Annotated in this window: 16 protein-coding genes, 5 tRNA genes and 1 pseudogene; 11 read left to right on the top strand and 11 right to left on the bottom strand. The window is 58.3% G+C overall.

The annotated features are described in order from the left end of the window. The first annotated feature begins 105 nt into the window (after window positions 1-105). From clpB to GUY40_RS16035, 5 genes are all read left to right on the top strand, one after another. The gene (clpB, locus tag GUY40_RS16055) at window positions 106-2,670 is read left to right on the top strand and encodes an ATP-dependent chaperone ClpB (RefSeq protein WP_166569893.1); all 2,565 of its coding nucleotides are present in this window, start codon (window positions 106-108) and stop codon (window positions 2,668-2,670) included. 400 nt (window positions 2,671-3,070) lie between these two features. Continuing rightward, window positions 3,071-3,146 (top strand) — tRNA-Asn (locus GUY40_RS16050). Window positions 3,147-3,156: 10 nt separating this feature from the next. Next, a tRNA-Pro gene (locus GUY40_RS16045) sits at window positions 3,157-3,233 on the top strand. A 5-nt stretch (window positions 3,234-3,238) separates the two neighbouring features. Continuing rightward, window positions 3,239-3,314: transfer RNA gene (locus GUY40_RS16040), tRNA-Lys, on the top strand. A gap of 96 nt (window positions 3,315-3,410) precedes the next feature. Further along, window positions 3,411-3,487 (top strand) — tRNA-Pro (locus GUY40_RS16035). 197 nt (window positions 3,488-3,684) lie between these two features. On the opposite strand, the gene GUY40_RS16030 is transcribed toward GUY40_RS16035, so the two are convergent. The 3 genes from GUY40_RS16030 to GUY40_RS16020 all read right to left on the bottom strand — a co-directional run bounded on the left by GUY40_RS16030 (window position 3,685) and on the right by GUY40_RS16020 (window position 6,030). Then, a complete protein-coding gene (locus GUY40_RS16030) occupies window positions 3,685-4,980 on the bottom strand; it encodes an NAD(P)/FAD-dependent oxidoreductase (RefSeq protein WP_166569892.1) in 1,296 nt (431 codons plus the stop codon). An 84-nt stretch (window positions 4,981-5,064) separates the two neighbouring features. Further along, complete coding sequence (locus GUY40_RS16025) at window positions 5,065-5,238, bottom strand: DUF3094 family protein (RefSeq protein WP_166569891.1); 174 nt, start codon at window positions 5,236-5,238, stop codon at window positions 5,065-5,067. A gap of 162 nt (window positions 5,239-5,400) precedes the next feature. Further along, window positions 5,401-6,030 carry a DUF1780 domain-containing protein gene (locus GUY40_RS16020; protein WP_166569890.1) on the bottom strand — a complete coding sequence of 210 codons (630 nt, stop codon included), beginning with the start codon at window positions 6,028-6,030 and terminating at the stop codon, window positions 5,401-5,403. A 197-nt stretch (window positions 6,031-6,227) separates the two neighbouring features. Between GUY40_RS16020 and GUY40_RS16015 the strand changes: the two genes are divergently transcribed. From GUY40_RS16015 to GUY40_RS16005, 3 genes are all read left to right on the top strand, one after another. Further along, complete coding sequence (locus tag GUY40_RS16015; RefSeq protein ID WP_178117844.1) at window positions 6,228-6,524, top strand: hypothetical protein; 297 nt, start codon at window positions 6,228-6,230, stop codon at window positions 6,522-6,524. 178 nt (window positions 6,525-6,702) lie between these two features. Next, window positions 6,703-8,241, top strand: coding sequence for a proline--tRNA ligase (gene proS / locus GUY40_RS16010; RefSeq protein WP_256675777.1), 1,539 nt, complete (start codon window positions 6,703-6,705; stop codon window positions 8,239-8,241). Between the two features lie 225 nt (window positions 8,242-8,466). Next, the gene (locus GUY40_RS16005; RefSeq protein WP_166569889.1) at window positions 8,467-9,165 is read left to right on the top strand and encodes an energy-coupling factor ABC transporter permease; all 699 of its coding nucleotides are present in this window, start codon (window positions 8,467-8,469) and stop codon (window positions 9,163-9,165) included. Between the two features lie 6 nt (window positions 9,166-9,171). Here GUY40_RS16005 and yacG read toward each other — a convergent pair whose 3' ends face one another. The 5 genes from yacG to GUY40_RS15980 are packed head-to-tail and all read right to left on the bottom strand — an operon-like array spanning window position 9,172 to window position 13,596. Continuing rightward, entirely contained in the window at window positions 9,172-9,375 is a 204-nt protein-coding gene (yacG, locus tag GUY40_RS16000) for a DNA gyrase inhibitor YacG (protein ID WP_166569888.1), read from the bottom strand. Next, on the bottom strand, window positions 9,372-9,995 hold the full coding sequence (gene coaE / locus GUY40_RS15995) for a dephospho-CoA kinase (RefSeq protein WP_166569887.1): 624 nt from the start codon (window positions 9,993-9,995) through the stop codon (window positions 9,372-9,374). The genes yacG and coaE overlap by 4 nt, the downstream gene beginning before the upstream one ends. Next, complete coding sequence (locus GUY40_RS15990; protein ID WP_166569886.1) at window positions 9,992-10,864, bottom strand: A24 family peptidase; 873 nt, start codon at window positions 10,862-10,864, stop codon at window positions 9,992-9,994. The genes coaE and GUY40_RS15990 overlap by 4 nt, the downstream gene beginning before the upstream one ends. 2 nt (window positions 10,865-10,866) lie before the next feature. Then, complete coding sequence (locus GUY40_RS15985) at window positions 10,867-12,084, bottom strand: type II secretion system F family protein (RefSeq protein ID WP_166569885.1); 1,218 nt, start codon at window positions 12,082-12,084, stop codon at window positions 10,867-10,869. 3 nt (window positions 12,085-12,087) lie between these two features. Continuing rightward, window positions 12,088-13,596 carry an ATPase, T2SS/T4P/T4SS family gene (locus GUY40_RS15980; protein WP_166569884.1) on the bottom strand — a complete coding sequence of 503 codons (1,509 nt, stop codon included), beginning with the start codon at window positions 13,594-13,596 and terminating at the stop codon, window positions 12,088-12,090. Between the two features lie 223 nt (window positions 13,597-13,819). Here GUY40_RS15980 and GUY40_RS15975 point away from each other — a divergent pair, with 223 nt between their 5' ends. The 3 genes from GUY40_RS15975 to GUY40_RS15965 all read left to right on the top strand — a co-directional run bounded on the left by GUY40_RS15975 (window position 13,820) and on the right by GUY40_RS15965 (window position 14,919). Then, a complete protein-coding gene (locus GUY40_RS15975; RefSeq protein ID WP_166569883.1) occupies window positions 13,820-14,227 on the top strand; it encodes a pilin in 408 nt (135 codons plus the stop codon). Window positions 14,228-14,353: 126 nt separating this feature from the next. After that, window positions 14,354-14,767, top strand: a complete 414-nt coding sequence (locus GUY40_RS15970) for a pilin (RefSeq protein WP_166569947.1) — start codon at window positions 14,354-14,356, stop codon at window positions 14,765-14,767. Between the two features lie 76 nt (window positions 14,768-14,843). Further along, window positions 14,844-14,919, top strand: a tRNA-Thr gene (locus GUY40_RS15965). 201 nt (window positions 14,920-15,120) lie between these two features. Here the strand turns inward: GUY40_RS15965 and GUY40_RS15960 are convergent. From GUY40_RS15960 to GUY40_RS15950, 3 genes and pseudogenes are all read right to left on the bottom strand, one after another. Next, the gene (locus GUY40_RS15960; RefSeq protein ID WP_371924831.1) at window positions 15,121-16,335 is read right to left on the bottom strand and encodes an OprD family porin; all 1,215 of its coding nucleotides are present in this window, start codon (window positions 16,333-16,335) and stop codon (window positions 15,121-15,123) included. 106 nt (window positions 16,336-16,441) lie between these two features. Continuing rightward, window positions 16,442-16,582: pseudogene (locus tag GUY40_RS15955) on the bottom strand (IS1595 family transposase); the annotation flags it as partial. Window positions 16,583-16,627: 45 nt separating this feature from the next. Next, window positions 16,628-17,926 carry an MFS transporter gene (locus tag GUY40_RS15950; protein ID WP_166569881.1) on the bottom strand — a complete coding sequence of 433 codons (1,299 nt, stop codon included), beginning with the start codon at window positions 17,924-17,926 and terminating at the stop codon, window positions 16,628-16,630. Window positions 17,927-18,420 lie beyond the last annotated feature (494 nt).

Below are 18,420 nucleotides of genomic sequence, written 5' to 3'. Positions count from 1 at the left end.
CGCTTGAATCTTCCACAATCGTCCGCATCTACAGTGGTATCTCTGGCAGGTTTTCGTCAGTAGGCGCTGTTGACCGCGCCGGCCTGCCCATAAGGAAGGTGACACATGCGAATAGACCGTCTTACCAGCAAACTGCAATTAGCCTTGTCCGATGCACAATCCCTGGCCGTCGGCATGGACCATCCCGCCATTGAACCTGTGCACTTGATGCAGGCACTGCTTGAACAGCAGGGCGGGTCGATCAAGCCCCTGCTGATGCAAGTGGGCTTCGATATCAACAGCCTGCGCAAGGCATTGAGCAAAGAGCTCGACCATCTGCCAAAAATCCAGAACCCGACCGGCGACGTCAACATGTCCCAGGATCTGGCGCGCCTGCTCAATCAGGCTGACCGGCTGGCCCAGCAAAAAGGTGACCAGTTCATCTCAAGCGAGCTGGTGCTGCTTGCCGCCGCCGATGAGAACAGCAAACTTGGCAAGATGTTGCTGGGCCAGGGCGTCAGCAAGAAGGCCCTGGAAAACGCCATTGGCAACCTGCGCGGCGGTGCCGCGGTCAATGATCCGAATGCCGAGGAGGCGCGTCAGGCGCTGGACAAATACACCATTGACCTCACCAAGCGCGCCGAAGACGGCAAGCTGGACCCGGTCATCGGCCGAGACGATGAGATTCGTCGCACCATTCAGGTTCTGCAGCGGCGAACCAAAAACAACCCGGTGCTGATCGGTGAGCCTGGCGTGGGTAAAACCGCCATCGCCGAAGGCCTGGCCCAGCGCATCATTAACGGCGAAGTGCCCGACGGTCTTAAAGGCAAGCGTCTGCTGTCGCTGGACATGGGCGCGCTGATCGCCGGTGCCAAGTTCCGTGGTGAGTTTGAAGAGCGGCTAAAAGCCCTGCTCAATGAGCTGACCAAGCAGGAAGGCCAGATCATTCTGTTTATCGATGAGCTGCATACCATGGTCGGTGCCGGTAAAGCCGAAGGTTCCATGGATGCGGGCAATATGCTCAAGCCGGCCCTGGCCCGTGGCGAGCTGCACTGTGTCGGCGCCACCACCTTGAATGAGTACCGCCTGTACATCGAGAAAGACGCGGCGCTGGAGCGCCGCTTCCAGAAAGTGCTGGTGGATGAGCCGAGTGAAGAAGACACCATCGCTATCCTGCGCGGCCTCAAGGAGCGTTATGAGGTGCACCACAAGGTCGCGATCACCGACGGCGCAATCATTGCCGCAGCCAAGCTCAGCCATCGCTACATCACCGACCGCCAGCTGCCGGACAAGGCCATCGACCTGATCGACGAAGCAGCCAGCCGCATTCGCATGGAGATCGACTCCAAGCCGGAGGTGCTCGACCGTCTTGAGCGGCGCCTGATTCAACTGAAGGTTGAATCCCAGGCGCTCAAGAAAGAAGACGATGAAGCGGCAATCAAGCGCCTGGAAAAACTGACCGAGGAAATCGCTCGGCTGGAGCGCGAATATTCGGACCTGGAAGAAATCTGGAACTCGGAAAAGGCCGAAGTCCAGGGTTCGGCCCAGATCCAGCAGAAAATCGAGCAGTCGCGCCAGGAGCTGGAAGCCGCTCGCCGTCGTGGCGACCTGAGCCGCATGGCCGAGCTGCAATATGGCGTGATTCCGGACCTGGAGCGCAGCCTGCAAATGGTCGACCAGCATGGCAAGAGCGATAACCAGCTGTTGCGCAGCAAGGTCACTGAAGAGGAAATTGCTGAAGTCGTCTCCAAGTGGACCGGCATTCCCGTCTCGAAGATGCTCGAAGGTGAGCGGGAAAAACTGTTGAAGATGGAAAACCTGCTGCATCAGCGGGTGATTGGCCAGGAGGAAGCGGTGGTGGCCGTCTCCAACGCCGTGAGGCGTTCGCGGGCCGGGTTGTCCGACCCGAACCGGCCAAGCGGCTCGTTCCTGTTTCTGGGCCCGACCGGCGTCGGTAAAACCGAGCTGTGCAAGGCGTTGGCGGAATTCCTGTTCGATACCGAAGAGGCGATGGTGCGCATTGATATGTCCGAGTTCATGGAGAAACACTCCGTGGCTCGTCTGATCGGTGCGCCTCCAGGGTATGTCGGCTATGAAGAGGGCGGTTACCTGACCGAAGCCGTGCGGCGTAAACCTTATTCGGTGGTGCTGCTGGACGAGGTCGAGAAGGCTCACCCGGATGTGTTCAACATCTTGCTGCAAGTGCTGGAAGACGGGCGCCTGACCGACAGCCATGGCCGTACGGTGGATTTTCGCAATACGGTGATCGTGATGACCTCCAACCTGGGTTCTGCCCAGATCCAGGACCTGGTCGGTGATCGCGAGGCGCAACGTGCAGCCGTCATGGATGCGGTGAGCTCGCACTTCCGTCCGGAGTTCGTCAACCGGATCGACGAAGTGGTGGTGTTCGAGCCGCTGGGCCGCGAACAGATCGCCGGTATCACCCAGATTCAACTCGGCCGCCTGCGCAGCCGTCTGGCTGAACGGGAACTGAGCCTTGAGCTGAGCCCCGAGGCGTTGGACAAGCTGATTGCGGTGGGTTACGACCCGGTTTATGGCGCAAGGCCCTTGAAGCGTGCCATCCAGCGCTGGATCGAAAACCCGCTGGCGCAGTTGATCCTTTCGGGTCGGTTCCTGCCTGGCACCGGCATTACTGCCAAGGTGGTGGGCGAGGGCATCGAGTTCAGTTGATTTTGCGGTGACCCTGTCGCGGGCAAGCCCTGCTCCCACAATCGGTAGGAGCAGGGCTTGCCCGCGAAGCGCTTACGGACAGCGCAAAACCCCGATTTACGCACCTTTTCCGTAACCCCCCGATTTCGTGGATTTTTTTCTTTGCATTTTTCCGCGAGTGCTCTTAGAATGCGCCCCGCTGCACGTCACCAAGCTAATTTCCGATTCGTTCGGGGCACTGAAAAAAAGTTGTAAATCAGTGTGTTGAAAGAAAATTAGGGGTTGACAAGGGTTTTGAAGATTGTAGAATAGCGCGCCTCAGAGGCACTAACGCAGAGATGCGGAAACGTCGAAGAGTCAACGCGGTAGCGATACAGTCGTTGAAATGGCAGTAGATGTTGCAGTAAATGAAATTGATAGTTCCGTGATAGCTCAGTCGGTAGAGCAAATGACTGTTAATCATTGGGTCCCAGGTTCGAGTCCTGGTCACGGAGCCAAATTTCAAGCCGGGGTATAGCGCAGTCCGGTAGCGCGCCTGCTTTGGGAGCAGGATGTCAGGAGTTCGAATCCCCTTACCCCGACCATTTTTGGGTCGTTAGCTCAGTTGGTAGAGCAGTTGGCTTTTAACCAATTGGTCGTAGGTTCGAATCCTACACGACCCACCATTTTTGACTTCGGTACGCTGAAGTCGAATCTTAATAGGTAAGGCGCCATTTGCGTCTTGCCATGAAAAGGCGCCTCGATGGGTGCCTTTTTTTTACCGGGGTATAGCGCAGTCCGGTAGCGCGCCTGCTTTGGGAGCAGGATGTCAGGAGTTCGAATCCCCTTACCCCGACCATTTTCGCCCAGGCTGTACCATGGGTAGAAAATTGGAAACCGAAGACAATGGCTTTGGTTTCAGAAAGAAAGGCGTCCTTCGGGGCGCCTTTTTTTTTCGTCTGATGTTTATGTGGTTGGGCGTTTTCCCCTCACCCTGGCCCTCTCCCCGTGGGGGAGAGGGGACGGATTTGTGGGGAGGGGGCTACCGCGGTTGAATCAATGCAGCTTCAGGCGGGGTTCGGTGCCGCGGCCGATTCGGCTGCCGAGCATCAGCATCAGGGTGCGGAAGGTGCCGTAGAGCGCCATCTGGTGCATCCGGTACAGCGACACATAGAACATCCGCGCCAGCCAGCCTTCGAGCATCACACTGCCGGTCAGGTTGCCCATCAAGTTACCCACCGCCGAGAAGCGCGACAGGGAAATCAGCGAGCCGTAGTCCTGGTAGCGGTATTCCGGCAGGGCTTGGCCTTCGATCCGCAATTTCAACGATTTTGCCAACAGCGAAGCCTGCTGGTGCGCGGCTTGTGCGCGTGGCGGTACGTTGCGGTCGGTGCCCGGCTGCGGGCAGGCCGCGCAGTCACCAAAGGCAAAAATATTATCGTCGCGGGTGGTTTGTAGCGTCGGGCGTACCACCAGCTGATTGATGCGGTTGGTTTCCAGGCCATCGATGTCTTTCAAAAAGCCTGGTGCACGAATACCCGCTGCCCAGACCTTCAGGCTGGCGGGAATGATCTGACCGTCTGCGGTAACCAGATGCTCGACAGTCACTTCACTGACCGAGGCGCTGGTGAGGACCGTCACCCCGAGTTTTTCCAGGGTCTTGTGCACCGGAACGCTGATGCGCTCGGGCAAGGCTGGCAGCACCCGAGGCCCGGCTTCGATCAGGGTGATGCGCATGTTTTCCGGTTTGATCCGGTCCAGCCCGTAAGCGGCCAGCTCATGGGCGGCATGGTGCAATTCAGCCGCCAGTTCAACGCCGGTCGCACCGGCGCCGACAATCGCCACGCTGATTTGCGAGCTGCTATCCGTACCCGCATGAGCCCGCAGGTAGTGATTGAGCAAGCGCTGGTGAAAACGTTCGGCCTGTTTGCGGGTGTCGAGGAACAGGCAGTGATCGGCGGCGCCACGGGTACCGAAATCATTGGTGGTACTGCCGACCGAAATCACCAGGCTGTCATAACCCAGCGTGCGCGCAGGCACCAACTCGACACCGTTTTCATCGAGGGTCGCGGCCAGCTGGATTTGCTGTGAGTCACGGTCAAGCGCGCTCATGCGCCCGAGCTGGAATTCGAAGTGATTCCACTTGGCCTGGGCCACGTAGTTCAGCTCGTCTTCGGACGTGTTCAGCGAGCCTGCGGCGACTTCATGCAGCAGGGGTTTCCAGATGTGGGTCAGGTTGCTGTCGACCAAGGTGATGCTGGCCTTGCCACGCTTGCCCAGGGTTTTACCCAGGCGGGTCGCCAGTTCCAGGCCGCCGGCGCCGCCGCCGACAATGACAATACGGTGAGTCATGGGGATATCTCATAAGGTTTACGGAATTCGGGTAATGAGTACGCGGCCGCGACAGGGGGCCGGACTGGGCGAGCGCAAGGCAGCTCATAGCACCAGTTGACTCAGAAGACGGCTCAACAGGCCCAGGCCAATAGTGGCCAGCACCACCAGGCAAAGGAGCAGCCACGGCCGGAAAGGCTTGCGCTCGACTTGATGCTGTGGGGCTTGCAGGTATTGATCGACACGTTGCTGGTCGTCGGGATTCAGGCGACTGGTCATTGGGGGCCTCGTCAGTAGACGCATCAGACTGTGGGAAAGCTACACCGTTCACTGTAGTCGGGCTGCCATCATCAGAAGGGGCTGCGCACCGGCGCAGACGAGGCGAAATGATTGCGCTTTGTATCATTCGCCAAGGGTTTTCGCTATGCCGCGTGAGTGGAATTACAGGCTTATCCCGACGTCGAACACGATGCTGCGGCCCAGATTGCCGCGCAAGAAGTCGGGTGCATCCGGGTGGGCGAACAGCACTCGGGCAAAGGTTGGCCCAACCAGCGACAACGAACGCCAGCCCTGGCGCAGGTATTCGGTGGGGGGCGGAAAATGGCTATTGAGGTCCAGCACCTCGCGCTTGAGGCTGGCGAAGGCAATGATGTCCAACTCGCTCAAGTCCAGTCCGCGTTCGCGGTAGTTGTGCGATTTTTTGCGCAATGTCGGTGCCAGCCGCTCCAACAGCTCCTGGGCGCTGATGCGACGGGGCTTGGCTTCGCGGCGCACCAATTGACTGAGCGAGAAGGCGCTGCGCCGACGTTGCAGTTCTTCGCGCCATTCGTCGTTGAGGCGCCGGCCCTCATCGAGCACGAAAAACACCTCGAAACTGGCATCTCGAAACAACACGTCTGGCGGTTCCTGGCCAGCGGCCGTGAAGTCCTCGCCGCGGTAGGGAATATTCAAGCCTTGCAGCAGGCGCTGGCAGACCCAACGCTCTCGTTCCCATTTACGAGCATTGGAGAGGAACGCATTGGCTTGTTCGGCCTGAATCGTGAGCAGGCGCAAGTAATCTGAGTCATCCATGAAAGACAGCTTAGCGCCCAATTGTTGAGGAAAATGATTAAAAGCGGTCAGGCTGCAAGAAATTCGGCTTCGAGCAGCAGCCTCGAAATCAAACATTATTGCGAGTCAATCGCATTAGCGCCAAGTTGCGCGCCTTCCCCCTGTGGTCCCCAGGGAAGGTAGCGCTGTGCCGTCTTGGAATACGCATATCGCCCCGCTTGTTCGCCGAGCAGAAAAAAGCACGGGAAGCTTTTGTCGCGCGCCATACCGGCAGTGCCCAAGTGGCGGCAGACCAGACCCAGGAATTTTTCCTGCGTCTGGCCCGGCTGCCCAAAGGCGACAAGATCGAGAATCTTCCTGCCTTTTTGTTCACCATCGGCAGTATCTGGTGCGCGATCATCAGCGCCAGACGATTCGTCGCGAGCGCCTTGAAGACGTCGATTCCAGTGCCGATGCGGCCTGCACCCGCCCGACGGCGGTGGATGAATTGGTGGCGCAACAGGAAGCGGCGTTGATGCACGATGCGATTTCAGCGCTGGCAGAAGACACCCCTGCAATGTTGAGCGCTTCCAAAAAGAAATTTCCCACAAATACTTCGGAAAATACCCCTACACACATTTGCGTGGTTTTGGGTGAGAATCATGGGCACGTCCTGCATACACTCAGGCTCGCAATCCAAAGACCTGGGGCTACATGTCTGATATGAACTCTTCCCATCCACTTTCTGCGCAGCGAGATTTTATGAGGAACGCAATAAGTCCTACGCGAAGTCAAAATTTTTCCGAGTGGTATCAAGAAGTCATCATTCAGGCTGAGTTGGCAGAAAACTCTCCCATAAGAGGCTGTATGGTCATACGTCCCTGGGGCTATGGCATCTGGGAGAATATACAACGCGAACTTGATCGCAAGTTCAAGGAGACAGGGCATGTAAATGCGTACTTTCCGCTACTGATTCCATTGTCCTTTCTTCAAAAGGAAGCTGACCACGTCGACGGCTTCGCCAAAGAGTGCGCGGTGGTCACTCATCATCGTCTGGAACAGACCTGCGAAGGCAAGCTGATTGCAGCGGGAAAGTTGGAGGAGCCGCTGATCATCAGGCCCACCAGTGAGACCGTAATTGGCGCTTCTTTCTCCCGCTGGGTCCAGAGCTATCGCGACCTTCCCCTACTCATTAATCAGTGGGCGAACGTCCTGCGCTGGGAAATGCGCCCGAGAATCTTTCTGCGCACCTCGGAGTTCCTCTGGCAGGAAGGGCACACCGTTCATGCCAGCCGTGAAGAAGCCCTCGAGGAAACGCTGAAGATGCTCGATATCTATGCAGATTTCACCACCGATTACTTGGCAATCCCCGTGATAAAAGGCATCAAATGCTCATGGGAGCGCTTTCCAGGTGCAGTCAGCACTTACACCATCGAGGCGATGATGCAGGATGGCAAAGCTTTGCAGGCCGGTACCTCCCATTTTCTGGGCCAGAACTTCGCGCAGGCGTCCGATATCCGCTTCGTCAACAAGGAGGGGGTCAAGGAACTGGCCTGGACCACCTCATGGGGAGTTTCAACACGCATGATCGGTGCCATGATCATGACCCATGGCGACGATGATGGAGTGCAGATTCCGCCTTTAGTCGCTCCGACACAAGTGATCATTGTCCCTATCCTGCGCAACGAAGAGGGTGCTGAAGCCATCCATGCCTACTGCGAACAGTTGCAGAAGCAGATTTTCCGTAAAAAACTCAAAGGGCAGAACATACGGGTCAGTATTGATAAGCGGGAGATGAATGGCGGTGAAAAGAAGTGGTATCACATTAAGCGCGGAGTTCCCATTCGGGTGGAGATTGGGGCGAAGGAGCTGCACGAGAGCGTGGTTTCCTATTCGTGTCGAAATAATAGCTCGACTATGATGAAAGTCGCTACGGATTGCTTTGTGAGAGATATATCTAAGATACTTATTAATATTCAATTAAGTATGTTGGAGAGTGCTAGGTCAAAGTTGTCGGGAAATATCAAGACAGTAACTACCGTTGAAAGCTTCAAGCAGGAATTCGAGCGCAAGGATAAACTTGGCACGTTCGTCATGGCTCCCTTCATTGATGACGAAAGGGTCGAAAAAGCCATTGCCGAATTAGGAGTAACCGTACGCTGCATTCCACTGCACCACTCCCAGGAAGAGGCTATTTGCCCATTTACCGGCCAACCCACACGCACTTGGGCTCTGTACGCAAAATCATATTGAGTCCCGACCGCCACACCACTGGTGTCGGCGCTGCTCCGACATACGTCGGATTCGGCGAACTCTAAGGCCCCGCCATGAGCGCCGGGTCGATGCCGCCTGGGGCATCAACTTCTATGGCGACCCACGCAATCTGACGCTGTCTTTGCGCGCCAGCTACTGAAGCATTCCGGGCTTGGGCAGGCGGTGTAGACTTTGTCTTACACCGTCCGCGAAGGAACCCGTCGCATGATTTCCGCCCAGGTGCTGTCCGACCAGAGCCTGACCTTCGGCTGGCTGGCCTATGTGCCGTTACTGGCCTGGGCGATTGCCAAGGCGCCGTGGGTCGAGCTGTTCAGCGACAGCCGCCGCCAGCACCTGCTGTTCGGTACGGTGTTTGCGCTGTTCATACTCTGGTTGGTGCGCCGGGATTTCGATACCGGTGTGTCGTACCACTTGATCGGCATGACCGTAGTGACCCTGGTGCTTGACTGGCCGCTGGCAATCCTCGGCGGGCTGGTTGCGCAGATGGGATTGGTCGCGCTGGGGCGTCAGGATCTGATAGCGGTGGGCGTGAACGGAATATTGCTGATCGTCCTGCCGGTGCTGGTCACCGAAGCCTGCGCGATGCTGGTGGAGCACAAACAGCCGAAAAATCCCTTTGTGTATATCTTCTGTTCGGGGTTTCTGGCGGCGGCGCTGTCGGCCTTGTGCTGCTTGCTGGCGGGGCTGGGTTTGCTGTGGGTGGATGGTCGCTTTGCCATGCCCGAGTGGATAACGGACTTTATCGGCTACCTGTGGCTGATCATTTTCCCCGAGGCGTTTATCAACGGCATGATCGTCAGTGCGCTGGTGGTGTTCAGCCCCGAATGGCTCGAGACGTTCAACCGCACCCGTTACCTGCAAGCGCCCTGGAAAGATGACGAACCGCCGCGTGGCGGTTCGTGAGGGTATTCAGTGCCCGCGAGGCGTGAGCTCTTCAGAAAACAGATCGTCTTCGGCGTCCGGTGCCACCGGAATCTTGTGCTCCTCGGACGCCCAGGCGCCCAGGTCAATCAGCTTGCAGCGGTCGGAGCAGAAAGGACGGTTTTTGTTGGCGGTGGTCCATTCCACCGGGGCGCCGCAGGTCGGGCATTCAACGGTCAAGGGCTGGCTCATGGCTGGCCTCCACGTAAAGTCAGGTAAAAGTGATGCAGGCGGTCGATTTGTGAATGCAACCAGGCCAGGTCGCGGTCGTTGACCACCACATCGTGGGCATGGCGCAGGCGTTCCTCGCGGCTGGTCTGGGCCTTGAGGATGGCCGCCACCTGCTCGGGGGTGGTCGCATCGCGCCTGAGCGTGCGTTGTATCTGCAAGGCCTCTGGCGCATCGATCACCAGCAGGCGTTGGGTATTGCGCACTTGCCCTGATTCGATCATCAGCGGCGAGACCAGCACGGCATATGGTGATTCTGCCTTGGCCAGGTAGCTGAATATTTCCTGGCCGATCAGCGGGTGCAGCAGGGCTTCAAGCCAGCGGCGTTGCTCCGGGTTTTCGAAGATCAGCTTGCGCAGGGCCGCGCGGTCCAGTTGGCCGTCGACTTGCAACACGCCCGGGCCGAAGCGTTCGGCGATGCTTGCCAGCGCCGGCCGCCCAGGTTCAACCACCCAGCGGGCGGCCTGATCGGCATCCACCAAGTGTACGCCCAGCTCGACGAAGCGTTCGGCGGCGGCACTCTTGCCACTGCCAATGCCACCGGTGAGGCCGAGAATCCAGGGAGTAAAAGCGGGTGTTGTCATCGCAGGCCAGACAATTGCAGATAAGAAGTGGTTATTTGACCACCCCAGAGCAATGCGATCCAGCCCGCAATGGCCAGATAGGGCCCGAAGGGAATCTGGGTGCTGGTATCGCGGTTGCTCAAGCGCAACAACAACAGGCCCAGCACAGCGCCCACCAGCGATGACATCAGCACGGTCAGCGGCAGAATCTGCCAGCCGCCCCAGGCGCCCAGCATCGCCAGTAACTTGAAATCACCCTGGCCCATGCCATCCCTGCCGGTGATCAATTTGTACACCCACGACACTGACCAGAGGCAGAGGTAGCCGGCCACCGCGCCCCAGATCGCCTCCTGCAGCGGCACGAACAACCCGAACGCATTGACGATCAGTCCCAGCCACAGCAGGGGCAGCACGAGGACGTCCGGCAGCAATTGGTGGTCGGCGTCGATCAGGCTCATCGCCAGCAGCCCCCAACTGAGCAGCATGACACTCAAGGCCGCCCAGCCGAAACCGAAATGCCAGGCGATAAAGGCGGTCAAGCCGGCGCTGGCCAATTCAATCAGCGGATAGCGCGGGCTGATGGTCGACTTGCAACTGGAGCAGCGTCCGCGCAGAAACAGGTAGCTGATCAGCGGCAGGTTTTCCCAGGCGCGGATGCGATGGGCGCAGTGCGGGCACTCCGAGGGTGGGAACATCAGGTTGTAACGCGGCTGTTCGGGCGCTGCCGGCAGGCTCAAGATCTGGCGGGCCTCGGCTTGCCAGTCGCGCTCAAGCATCGTGGGAAGCCGGTGGATCAGCACGTTGAGGAAACTGCCGACAATAAGCCCGAGGATAAACGCGCTGGCGACAAAGGCCGGCGGATACTGCGCCAGTAGATCGAAGAAAGTCATGCTTAGATAACGTCGCCCAGTTGGAAGATCGGCAGGTACATGGCAACCACCAGGCCGCCGACCAGTGTGCCGAGAACCACCATGATAAGCGGTTCCATCAGGCTGGTGAGGCTGTCGACCATGTTGTCGACCTCGGCTTCGTAATAGCTGGCGACCTTGTCGAGCATGTCGTCCAGTGCGCCGGACTCTTCACCGATGGCGGTCATCTGCACGGCAAGGGTGGGGAACACGGTGGTGCTGCGCATGGAAAAGTTGAGTTGCATGCCGGTCGACACATCCTGGCGGATGCGTTTGACCGCGTTGCGAAAGACCACGTTGCCTGTGGCGCCGGCCACCGAATCCAGCGCCTCGACCAGCGGCACGCCAGCGGCGAAAGTGGTCGACAGCGTGCGTGCATAACGGGCCACGGAGGACTTGTAGATCAGCCCGCCAATGACCGGGAACTTAAGCAGGGCGCGGTCGATAAAGTCGCGAAAGCGCTGGTTTTTTCGGTGCGCCTCACGGAAGCCGAACCAGGCCGCGACCAGGCCGATAAGAATCGCCCACCAGGTTTGCTGGACGAAATTGGACAAGCTGACGACTTGCTGGGTAAACCACGGCAGTTCGGCGCCAAAGCCTGCGAACAACGATTGGAACTGCGGCACCACCTTGACCAGCAGGATGCCGGTGACCACCACGGCCACCAGCAGCACCATGATCGGATAGGCCATGGCCTTGCGAATCTTGGCCTTGAGGGCTTCGGTCTTTTCTTTGTAGGTCGCTACCCGCTCAAGGAGGGTGTCCAGCGCACCGGCCTGCTCACCGGCGTCCACCAGGTTGCAGTACAGCTCATCGAAATACTGCGGCTTTTTACGCAGCGAGGTGGCGAAGCTGTTGCCGGCCGCCACCTCCTGTTTGACCTCATCGATCAGCTTGCGCATGTTCGGATTGTCGAAGCCTTCGCCGATGATGTCGAACGACTGCAGCAGCGGCACGCCGGCCTTCATCATGGTCGCCATCTGCCGGGTGAACAGGGCGATGTCGAGCGGCTTGATGCGCGTGCCGGTGCTGAAAAGCGCCAAACCTTTCTTGCGCACCTTGCCTGGGTTGATCCCTTGCTTGCGCAACTGCGCCTTGACCAGGGCAGGGCTCTGGCCGCTGAGCTCACCGGAGATTTTGGCGCCTCTCTTGTCGACGCCTTCCCAGGCATACGTGCTGACTTTCGCCGCTTTCGCCGCCATCGTTTAGTCCTTGGTGACGCGGTTGACTTCCTCAAGGCTGGTGACGCCTTGCATGACTTTGAGCAGCCCGGACTTGCGCAGGTCGTTGAAGCCGTCCTCGCGCATCTGCCGGGCGATGTCCAGTGCGTTGCCTTCGGCCATGATCAGCCGTTGCATGGCCGGGGTGTTCTTGACCACTTCGTAGATGCCGACACGGCCCTTGTAGCCGTTGTTGCAGTGCTCACACCCTGCGGGTTCGTAGACCGTGAAGGTGCCGATGCGTTCAGCCTCGAAGCCTTCCTTGATCAGCGCTTCGCGGGGAATGTCGATCGGCCGCTTGCAGTGTGGGCACAGTTTGCGCGCCAGGCGCTGGGCGATGATCAGGTTGACCGAGGTTGCGATATTGAAACCGGCCACGCCCATGTTCTGCAGGCGCGTGAGGGTTTCGGCGGCGCTGTTGGTGTGCAGGGTCGAAAGCACCAGGTGGCCGGTCTGGGCGGCCTTGATGGCGATTTCGGCGGTTTCCAGGTCACGGATCTCGCCAACCATGATCACGTCCGGGTCCTGACGCAGGAACGAGCGCAGCGCCTGGGCAAAGTTCAGGCCTTGCTTGGGGTTGACGTTGACCTGGTTGACGCCTTCCATGTTGATCTCGACCGGGTCTTCGGCGGTGGAGATGTTGATGTCGACGGTGTTGAGGATATTCAGGCCGGTGTACAGCGACACGGTTTTACCCGAGCCGGTAGGGCCGGTGACCAGAATCATGCCCTGCGGCTGGCGCAGCGCATTGAGGTACAGCTCTTTCTGTTCGGGCTCGTAGCCGAGGGCGTCGATGCCCATCTGTGTGGGCGGTTTGGCGACCTCGCGCAGGATGCCGTCGGTGCGCATCCGCACCCGGTAGGTTTTTTCGTAGGGCTCGAAGTGCAGGTCGGAGGCGCCGCCCTTGATTGCGTCCAGCAGCATCTTGTTGACGAAGCGCACCACCGGTGCGTCTTTGGCATCCTGAACGGCGTGGGGGTCGTGTTCATTCTCGTCCACGGCCTCGACGTCGACGCCATCCAGGTCCACATCGGCCATGTCTTCCAGGCCTGTTTGACCGCTGTCGAACATCCGCTCGATGGCCTCGGCGAGCTTGTCTTCCTCGACGAGGATCGCTTCGGTGGTCAGCCCGGTGCTGAACTGGATATCGGTAATGGCCTGGTCATTGGTCGGGTCCGAGAGGCCGACAAACAGCTTGTTGCCACGCCGCCACAAAGGCAGGGCGTGGTGCTGGCGTACCAGCTTCTCGCTGACCAGGCCCTTGGGTTGGCTTTCTTGATCGAGGCAGTTGAGGTCCAGAAAGGCAACGCCGTAATGCTCGGTGGCAATCTCGGCGACTTCGCGGCTGTGTAACAGCCGGGCCTGCACCAGAAAATGAACCAGCGGGACGCGATTGCGATGGGCCTGCTGTGCGGCTTGTTGCGCGGACTTCTCGGTCAGCAGTTCGGCTTCGACCAACTGCCTGGCCAGACCTGTGAGAGCGACATCATTCATTTGAATACCAGGCTCCTGCGGTCAGTGGTTTATAGCCTAGACGAGCGTGGGTGCCAACTTGCGGGTTGGTGGGTGACAAAAAGTGTCAGTTTTACTCCCGGTGAGTCAGCTGGTGAAGCGAGGTAAACACGCTTTCTGTCGCAAGTCGTTGAAAAAAAAGCCATGGCATGGCACTTGCTCTACCCTTTGCAGGTCAACAGAGTTCACTTCAGGGAGACGTTCTATGAAAGGTCAGAATCAGAAAGGTTTCACCCTTATCGAGCTGATGATCGTCGTGGCGATCATCGGTATTCTCGCGGCAATCGCGATTCCGGCGTATTCGAAGTATCAGGCGAGGGCGAAGGTGGCGGCTGGTCTGGCCGAAGTATCGGCGCTGAAGACTGGTTATGAAGATGCACTTATGACGGGCACTGCAATCTCGCTTACTGCAGTGGGTGCGGCGAACGCCACAACAGGGAACTGTACGTTGGCAGCGGATGGTACTGCAGCGACTTTGAAGTGCACGTTGCTTAACGCTCCGACTATTGTCGCTGGTGGCGAGATTACTTTGACCCGGGGTGCTGCGGGCACTTGGACATGCGCCACTAACGCAAGTATCCCCGCCGATTACAAGCCTAAGGGCTGCTCGTGATTCGATCCTGACTGCATAGCGAGCTGTAGAGGAATCGCTGGCAGCATAATGGAGGAATCCCCGCTTTTCGGCGGGGATTTCATTTATGCGGCTGCCCTAATCTCCGAAAACACACGAGATGTGGCGATGAAAGATCAAAGCGGCTTCACGCTGATTGAGGTCATGATCGTCGTAGCAATCATCGGAGTTTTGGCTATGATTGCTGTCCCGAGTTATAGCAACTGGCAGGCTCGCGCCAAAGTGGCAGCAGGCTTGGCTGAGATCAATGCCTTACGCTCGCCTTTTCAGATCAGCCTCGACGAAGGTGTCGACATTTTCGACACCGCCGCACTCGGCGGCCAGGCCAGCACCACCCACTGCACCATCGTCTCCACAGGCACCGCCGCCACCGGCGCCGGCAGCATCGTCTGCACCCTCACCAACGCCCCCTCCCAAGTGCAAGGCAAAACCATCACCCTGACCCGTTCCAACGCCAACGGCTGGGTCTGCACCACCAACAGCGGCGCCGCCTTCGCGCCCAAGGGCTGCACCCGTTCGTGACGCCTGCGAGGTTTTCAAAGCCGTTATTAAACAGTGATTTGCGTAACGCCCACGGCGGTGGTAGCGTTATCGCCACGCCGGTGTAGCTCAGTCGGTAGAGCAGCGCACTCGTAACGCGAAGGTCGCAGGTTCGATTCCTGTCTCCGGCACCAGTAAAGTAAAGGCATCGCAGCGATGCGGGCCTTTTTTGTTTCTGAACTGGGGTTACGCCGGGGTTACCTCTCTGCGTCATGACATTGGCAACATTGACATTTTATGTGCCAATCTCGCCAAACTGAAGCGTCGCTTCTCACGTGACGTAAAGCTCGCGGCCAGAGCATGATTAAACGTCCTCTGGCCGCAAGCACACGGGTTTACCAAAGCGCCAAGCTGTAGCTGATGATCAAGCGGTTCTCGTCAATGTCGCTGAGGAAGTTGCTGCGCGTGGTGACGTTACGCAGCTTCAACCCAAGATTCTTCAGCGGCCCGCTTTGAATGACATAGCCCAGGTCGGTGTTCCGCTCCCAGGTTTTACCGTCGCTCAGGCCTGGGCCGCGATCGACGTTGTCACCTGACAGGTAACGGGTCATCAGATTCAGTCCGGGCACACCCAGCGCTGCAAAGTCGTAGTCATAACGCACCTGCCAGGAGTGCTCGTCCTGGTTACCAAAATCGTTGATCTGCACCTGGTTGAGCAGCGCATTGTCGGCACCGTTTACGTTGGCGAAGCCGGTGGTGCCGCTCAGATGCTGGTAACCGGCGCTAAAACCGTGGCCGCCGAGCTTGTAGGTGAACAGCGCGCCGAAGGCATTGTTATCCACGTTACTGCCACCGTCGCCGCTGGAGTGGACAAAACGCAGGTCGGACTTGAGGCTCTGACCTTCCCCCAACGGCAGCTGGTGCACCAGGTTTACCAAGTGTTGCTTGTAGATGCCGTCCAGGCCGCCGTAGTAGTAACTGGTGGCCAACTCCGGATTCCATTGGTAGCGACCACCGCCAAACAGGAACTCATTGCTGGTCTTGGCCTGACCCAGCACGATGTTTCGCTTGCCGGCATTGAATACCGTCAATACCTCGTTGTTCGAGGAGTCACGCTGGTTGACGCGATCAATACGGCCAAGGTCGAGGCTCAGGCCATCGATCTCGTTGCTGTTCACCCAGGCACCCCGAAAGGTTTGCGGCAACAAACGGGAGTCGTTGCGCATCAATGGCGGCAGCACTGGCTGAAGGGTGCCGAGCTTGAGGGTGCTTTTGGAGACGCGTACTTTGGCCGTGAGGCCAGCCTCACCGTATTCGTCCTTGGCGCGCTTTGGCGCCTCGCTATTGGTCTTGAGCAGACCGGTTCCGACCCGATCAGGGCTGGAGTCCAGTTTGATACCGAGCAGACCGCTGGCATCGATGCCCAAGCCGATGGGGCCCTCTGTAAAGCCGGACTCAAATCGCAAAGTGAATCCCTGAGCCCACTCCTCTGCTTTGCTCTGCGCCGCACCGTCCTGCCGGAAGTCGCGGTTCATGTAGAAATTGCGCATATCGAGACTGGCCTTGCTGTCGCCCACAAAAGCGGCACTGGCCGATCCGGCAATGCCCATGGCAGAACCCGTGCAGAGCACATGAATGATGGTTTTCAAGTCGTACTGCATGGAAAGTCTTCCTCTTGCTATTATTATTTTTCTTATTTTTTTCTTATTTTTCTGATCACTCATAAACCTCAGCCAGCCTGAGCAGTCGGTAAGGCTTGGGTGGTGTCCGCAGGGCGACATGGCTGAAACGCTCTATCATCGAGCCGAGATCGAAGCGGCGATTGAAGCGATATGTGAACTCGGCCAGATAGCGCGGGGTCGGGCTCAGAACCGGTGGCGAGGGCGCTTGCCTGCCCTCACATCAGCGGCCTTTCTTCCAGAGATAGCCACCCACCAGGATGCCTATGCTGCAAATGATCGCCACATAGTAGGCCGCGCCCATCGGGCTTTCCTTGAGCAGTAGGGTGACAGCCATCGGGGTCAGACCACCGAAGATCGCGTAGGCCAGGTTGTAGGAGAACGACAGACCGCTGAAACGGACCACCGCCGGGAAGGCTTTGACCATCACGAACGGCACCGCACCGATGGTGCCGACGAACAGGCCGGTCAGTGCGTACAGCGGGAACAACCAGTCGGGGTGGTCGAACAGGCTGTGGTAGAAGGTCCAGGAGGTGACCAGCAGCGCGGCGCTGCCGAATACGAATACCCGGCCAGCGCCGAAGCGGTCCGCCAGCGCGCCGGAGGCCACGCAACCGAGGCTGAGAAATACGATCGCCAGACTATTGGCTTGCAACGCAGTGGTCGGCGAGAAGTGGTAGATGGTTTGCAGCACGGTCGGGGTCATCAAAATGACCACGATAATCCCGGCCGAGAGCAACCAGGTCAGCAGCATCGAGATCGCAATCGCCCCGCGATGGTCACGCAGCACCGCACGCAACGGCACTTCTTCGGCCAAGGCCTTGCGCAGCTGCAGCTCGGCGAACACTGGGGTTTCATGCAGCCAGCGGCGCAGATAGACCGAGAACAGACCGAACACACCGCCAAGCAGGAACGGGACCCGCCAGGCGTAATCGGAGACCTCAGTCGGGGTATAGATGCTGTTGATTACCGTAGCGACCAGCGAGCCGAGCAGGATCCCGGCGGTCAGACCGCTGGTCAGCGTGCCGCAGGCGTAACCCATGTGGCGTTGCGGCACGTGTTCGGAAACGAATACCCAGGCCCCCGGCACTTCACCACCAATCGCCGCGCCCTGAATCACCCGCATCAGCAGCAACAGAATTGGCGCCCACATGCCAATCTGTGCGTAGGTCGGCAGCAACCCCATGATCAGTGTCGGCACGGCCATCATGAAGATGCTCAAGGTAAACATCTTCTTGCGGCCCAAAAGGTCGCCGAAGTGCGCCATGACGATGCCGCCCAACGGCCGCGCCAGATAACCTGCGGCAAAGATGCCGAAGGTTTGCATCAGGCGCAGCCATTCCGGCATGTCGGGCGGGAAAAACAACTTGCCGACCACTGCGGCGAAAAACACAAAGATAATGAAATCGTAAAACTCCAGCGCACCGCCCAGGGCAGACAGCGACAGGGTCTTGTAATCATTGTGGGTCAACGGACGTGCCGATTGTACGGGCTGCACGATGCTTGAATGCACTGTGGTCATGGCAAGGGCTTCTCTTATTAGTCAGATCCGGAATCCGCAACAGCGCTGGCTGTGGCCTGACAGGTTCGGCACGATAGCTTTGTTCGAAAAAGCACATTCTCAACGCCTGGTCAGGCATTAAAGGGGAGCTTGCGACCAAAGAGTTGTGCCGAGTCAGCATTCCTTCTCTTTAATATTATTATTGGGAACCGCGTGAGAACTGGGAAATACTGGGGCTCAAGCCAAAAAAGACGCAATGGTCAAAATCCTCAACTTAGATGACTGGTTTGGACACAGACCCCAGCGTCCAACGCAGACTACGGGGTGGAAACCGTGCAAGGGTTGGTCAAGGCACCTAAGGGTGTACTCTGCCGATCAACCGTCAACTGCTAAAGTAATGCCGCCATGGGAATGGCGAAAAGCAGGTAAAACAACTACAGGCCACCTTCGGGTGGCCTTTTAGCATTCGCGGGTAATACTTCTCTGTATAAGCGGGCGTGTTGCTGGTGGCGCGA

Source organism: Pseudomonas sp. R5(2019), from assembly GCF_009905435.1.
Classification (GTDB): Bacteria; Pseudomonadota; Gammaproteobacteria; order Pseudomonadales; family Pseudomonadaceae; genus Aquipseudomonas.
This window is presented reverse-complemented; position numbering and strand designations above follow the sequence as displayed.

Bases quoted from the DNA above. Each gene is read 5' to 3' on its own strand.
- GUY40_RS16005 (WP_166569889.1), top strand. From the start codon at position 8,467: ATGATTTCCGCCCAGGTGCTGTCCGACCAGAGCCTGACCTTCGGCTGG.
- GUY40_RS15950 (WP_166569881.1), bottom strand. From the start codon at position 17,926: ATGACCACAGTGCATTCAAGCATCGTGCAGCCCGTACAATCGGCACGT.
- proS (WP_256675777.1), top strand. From the start codon at position 6,703: ATGTCTGATATGAACTCTTCCCATCCACTTTCTGCGCAGCGAGATTTT.
- GUY40_RS15990 (WP_166569886.1), bottom strand. From the start codon at position 10,864: ATGACTTTCTTCGATCTACTGGCGCAGTATCCGCCGGCCTTTGTCGCC.
- GUY40_RS15960 (WP_371924831.1), bottom strand. From the start codon at position 16,335: ATGGGCATTGCCGGATCGGCCAGTGCCGCTTTTGTGGGCGACAGCAAG.
- GUY40_RS15980 (WP_166569884.1), bottom strand. From the start codon at position 13,596: ATGAATGATGTCGCTCTCACAGGTCTGGCCAGGCAGTTGGTCGAAGCC.
- GUY40_RS15970 (WP_166569947.1), top strand. From the start codon at position 14,354: ATGAAAGATCAAAGCGGCTTCACGCTGATTGAGGTCATGATCGTCGTA.
- coaE (WP_166569887.1), bottom strand. From the start codon at position 9,995: ATGACAACACCCGCTTTTACTCCCTGGATTCTCGGCCTCACCGGTGGC.
- GUY40_RS16020 (WP_166569890.1), bottom strand. From the start codon at position 6,030: ATGGATGACTCAGATTACTTGCGCCTGCTCACGATTCAGGCCGAACAA.
- GUY40_RS15985 (WP_166569885.1), bottom strand. From the start codon at position 12,084: ATGGCGGCGAAAGCGGCGAAAGTCAGCACGTATGCCTGGGAAGGCGTC.
- yacG (WP_166569888.1), bottom strand. From the start codon at position 9,375: ATGAGCCAGCCCTTGACCGTTGAATGCCCGACCTGCGGCGCCCCGGTG.
- GUY40_RS16030 (WP_166569892.1), bottom strand. From the start codon at position 4,980: ATGACTCACCGTATTGTCATTGTCGGCGGCGGCGCCGGCGGCCTGGAA.
- GUY40_RS16025 (WP_166569891.1), bottom strand. From the start codon at position 5,238: ATGACCAGTCGCCTGAATCCCGACGACCAGCAACGTGTCGATCAATAC.
- clpB (WP_166569893.1), top strand. From the start codon at position 106: ATGCGAATAGACCGTCTTACCAGCAAACTGCAATTAGCCTTGTCCGAT.
- GUY40_RS15975 (WP_166569883.1), top strand. From the start codon at position 13,820: ATGAAAGGTCAGAATCAGAAAGGTTTCACCCTTATCGAGCTGATGATC.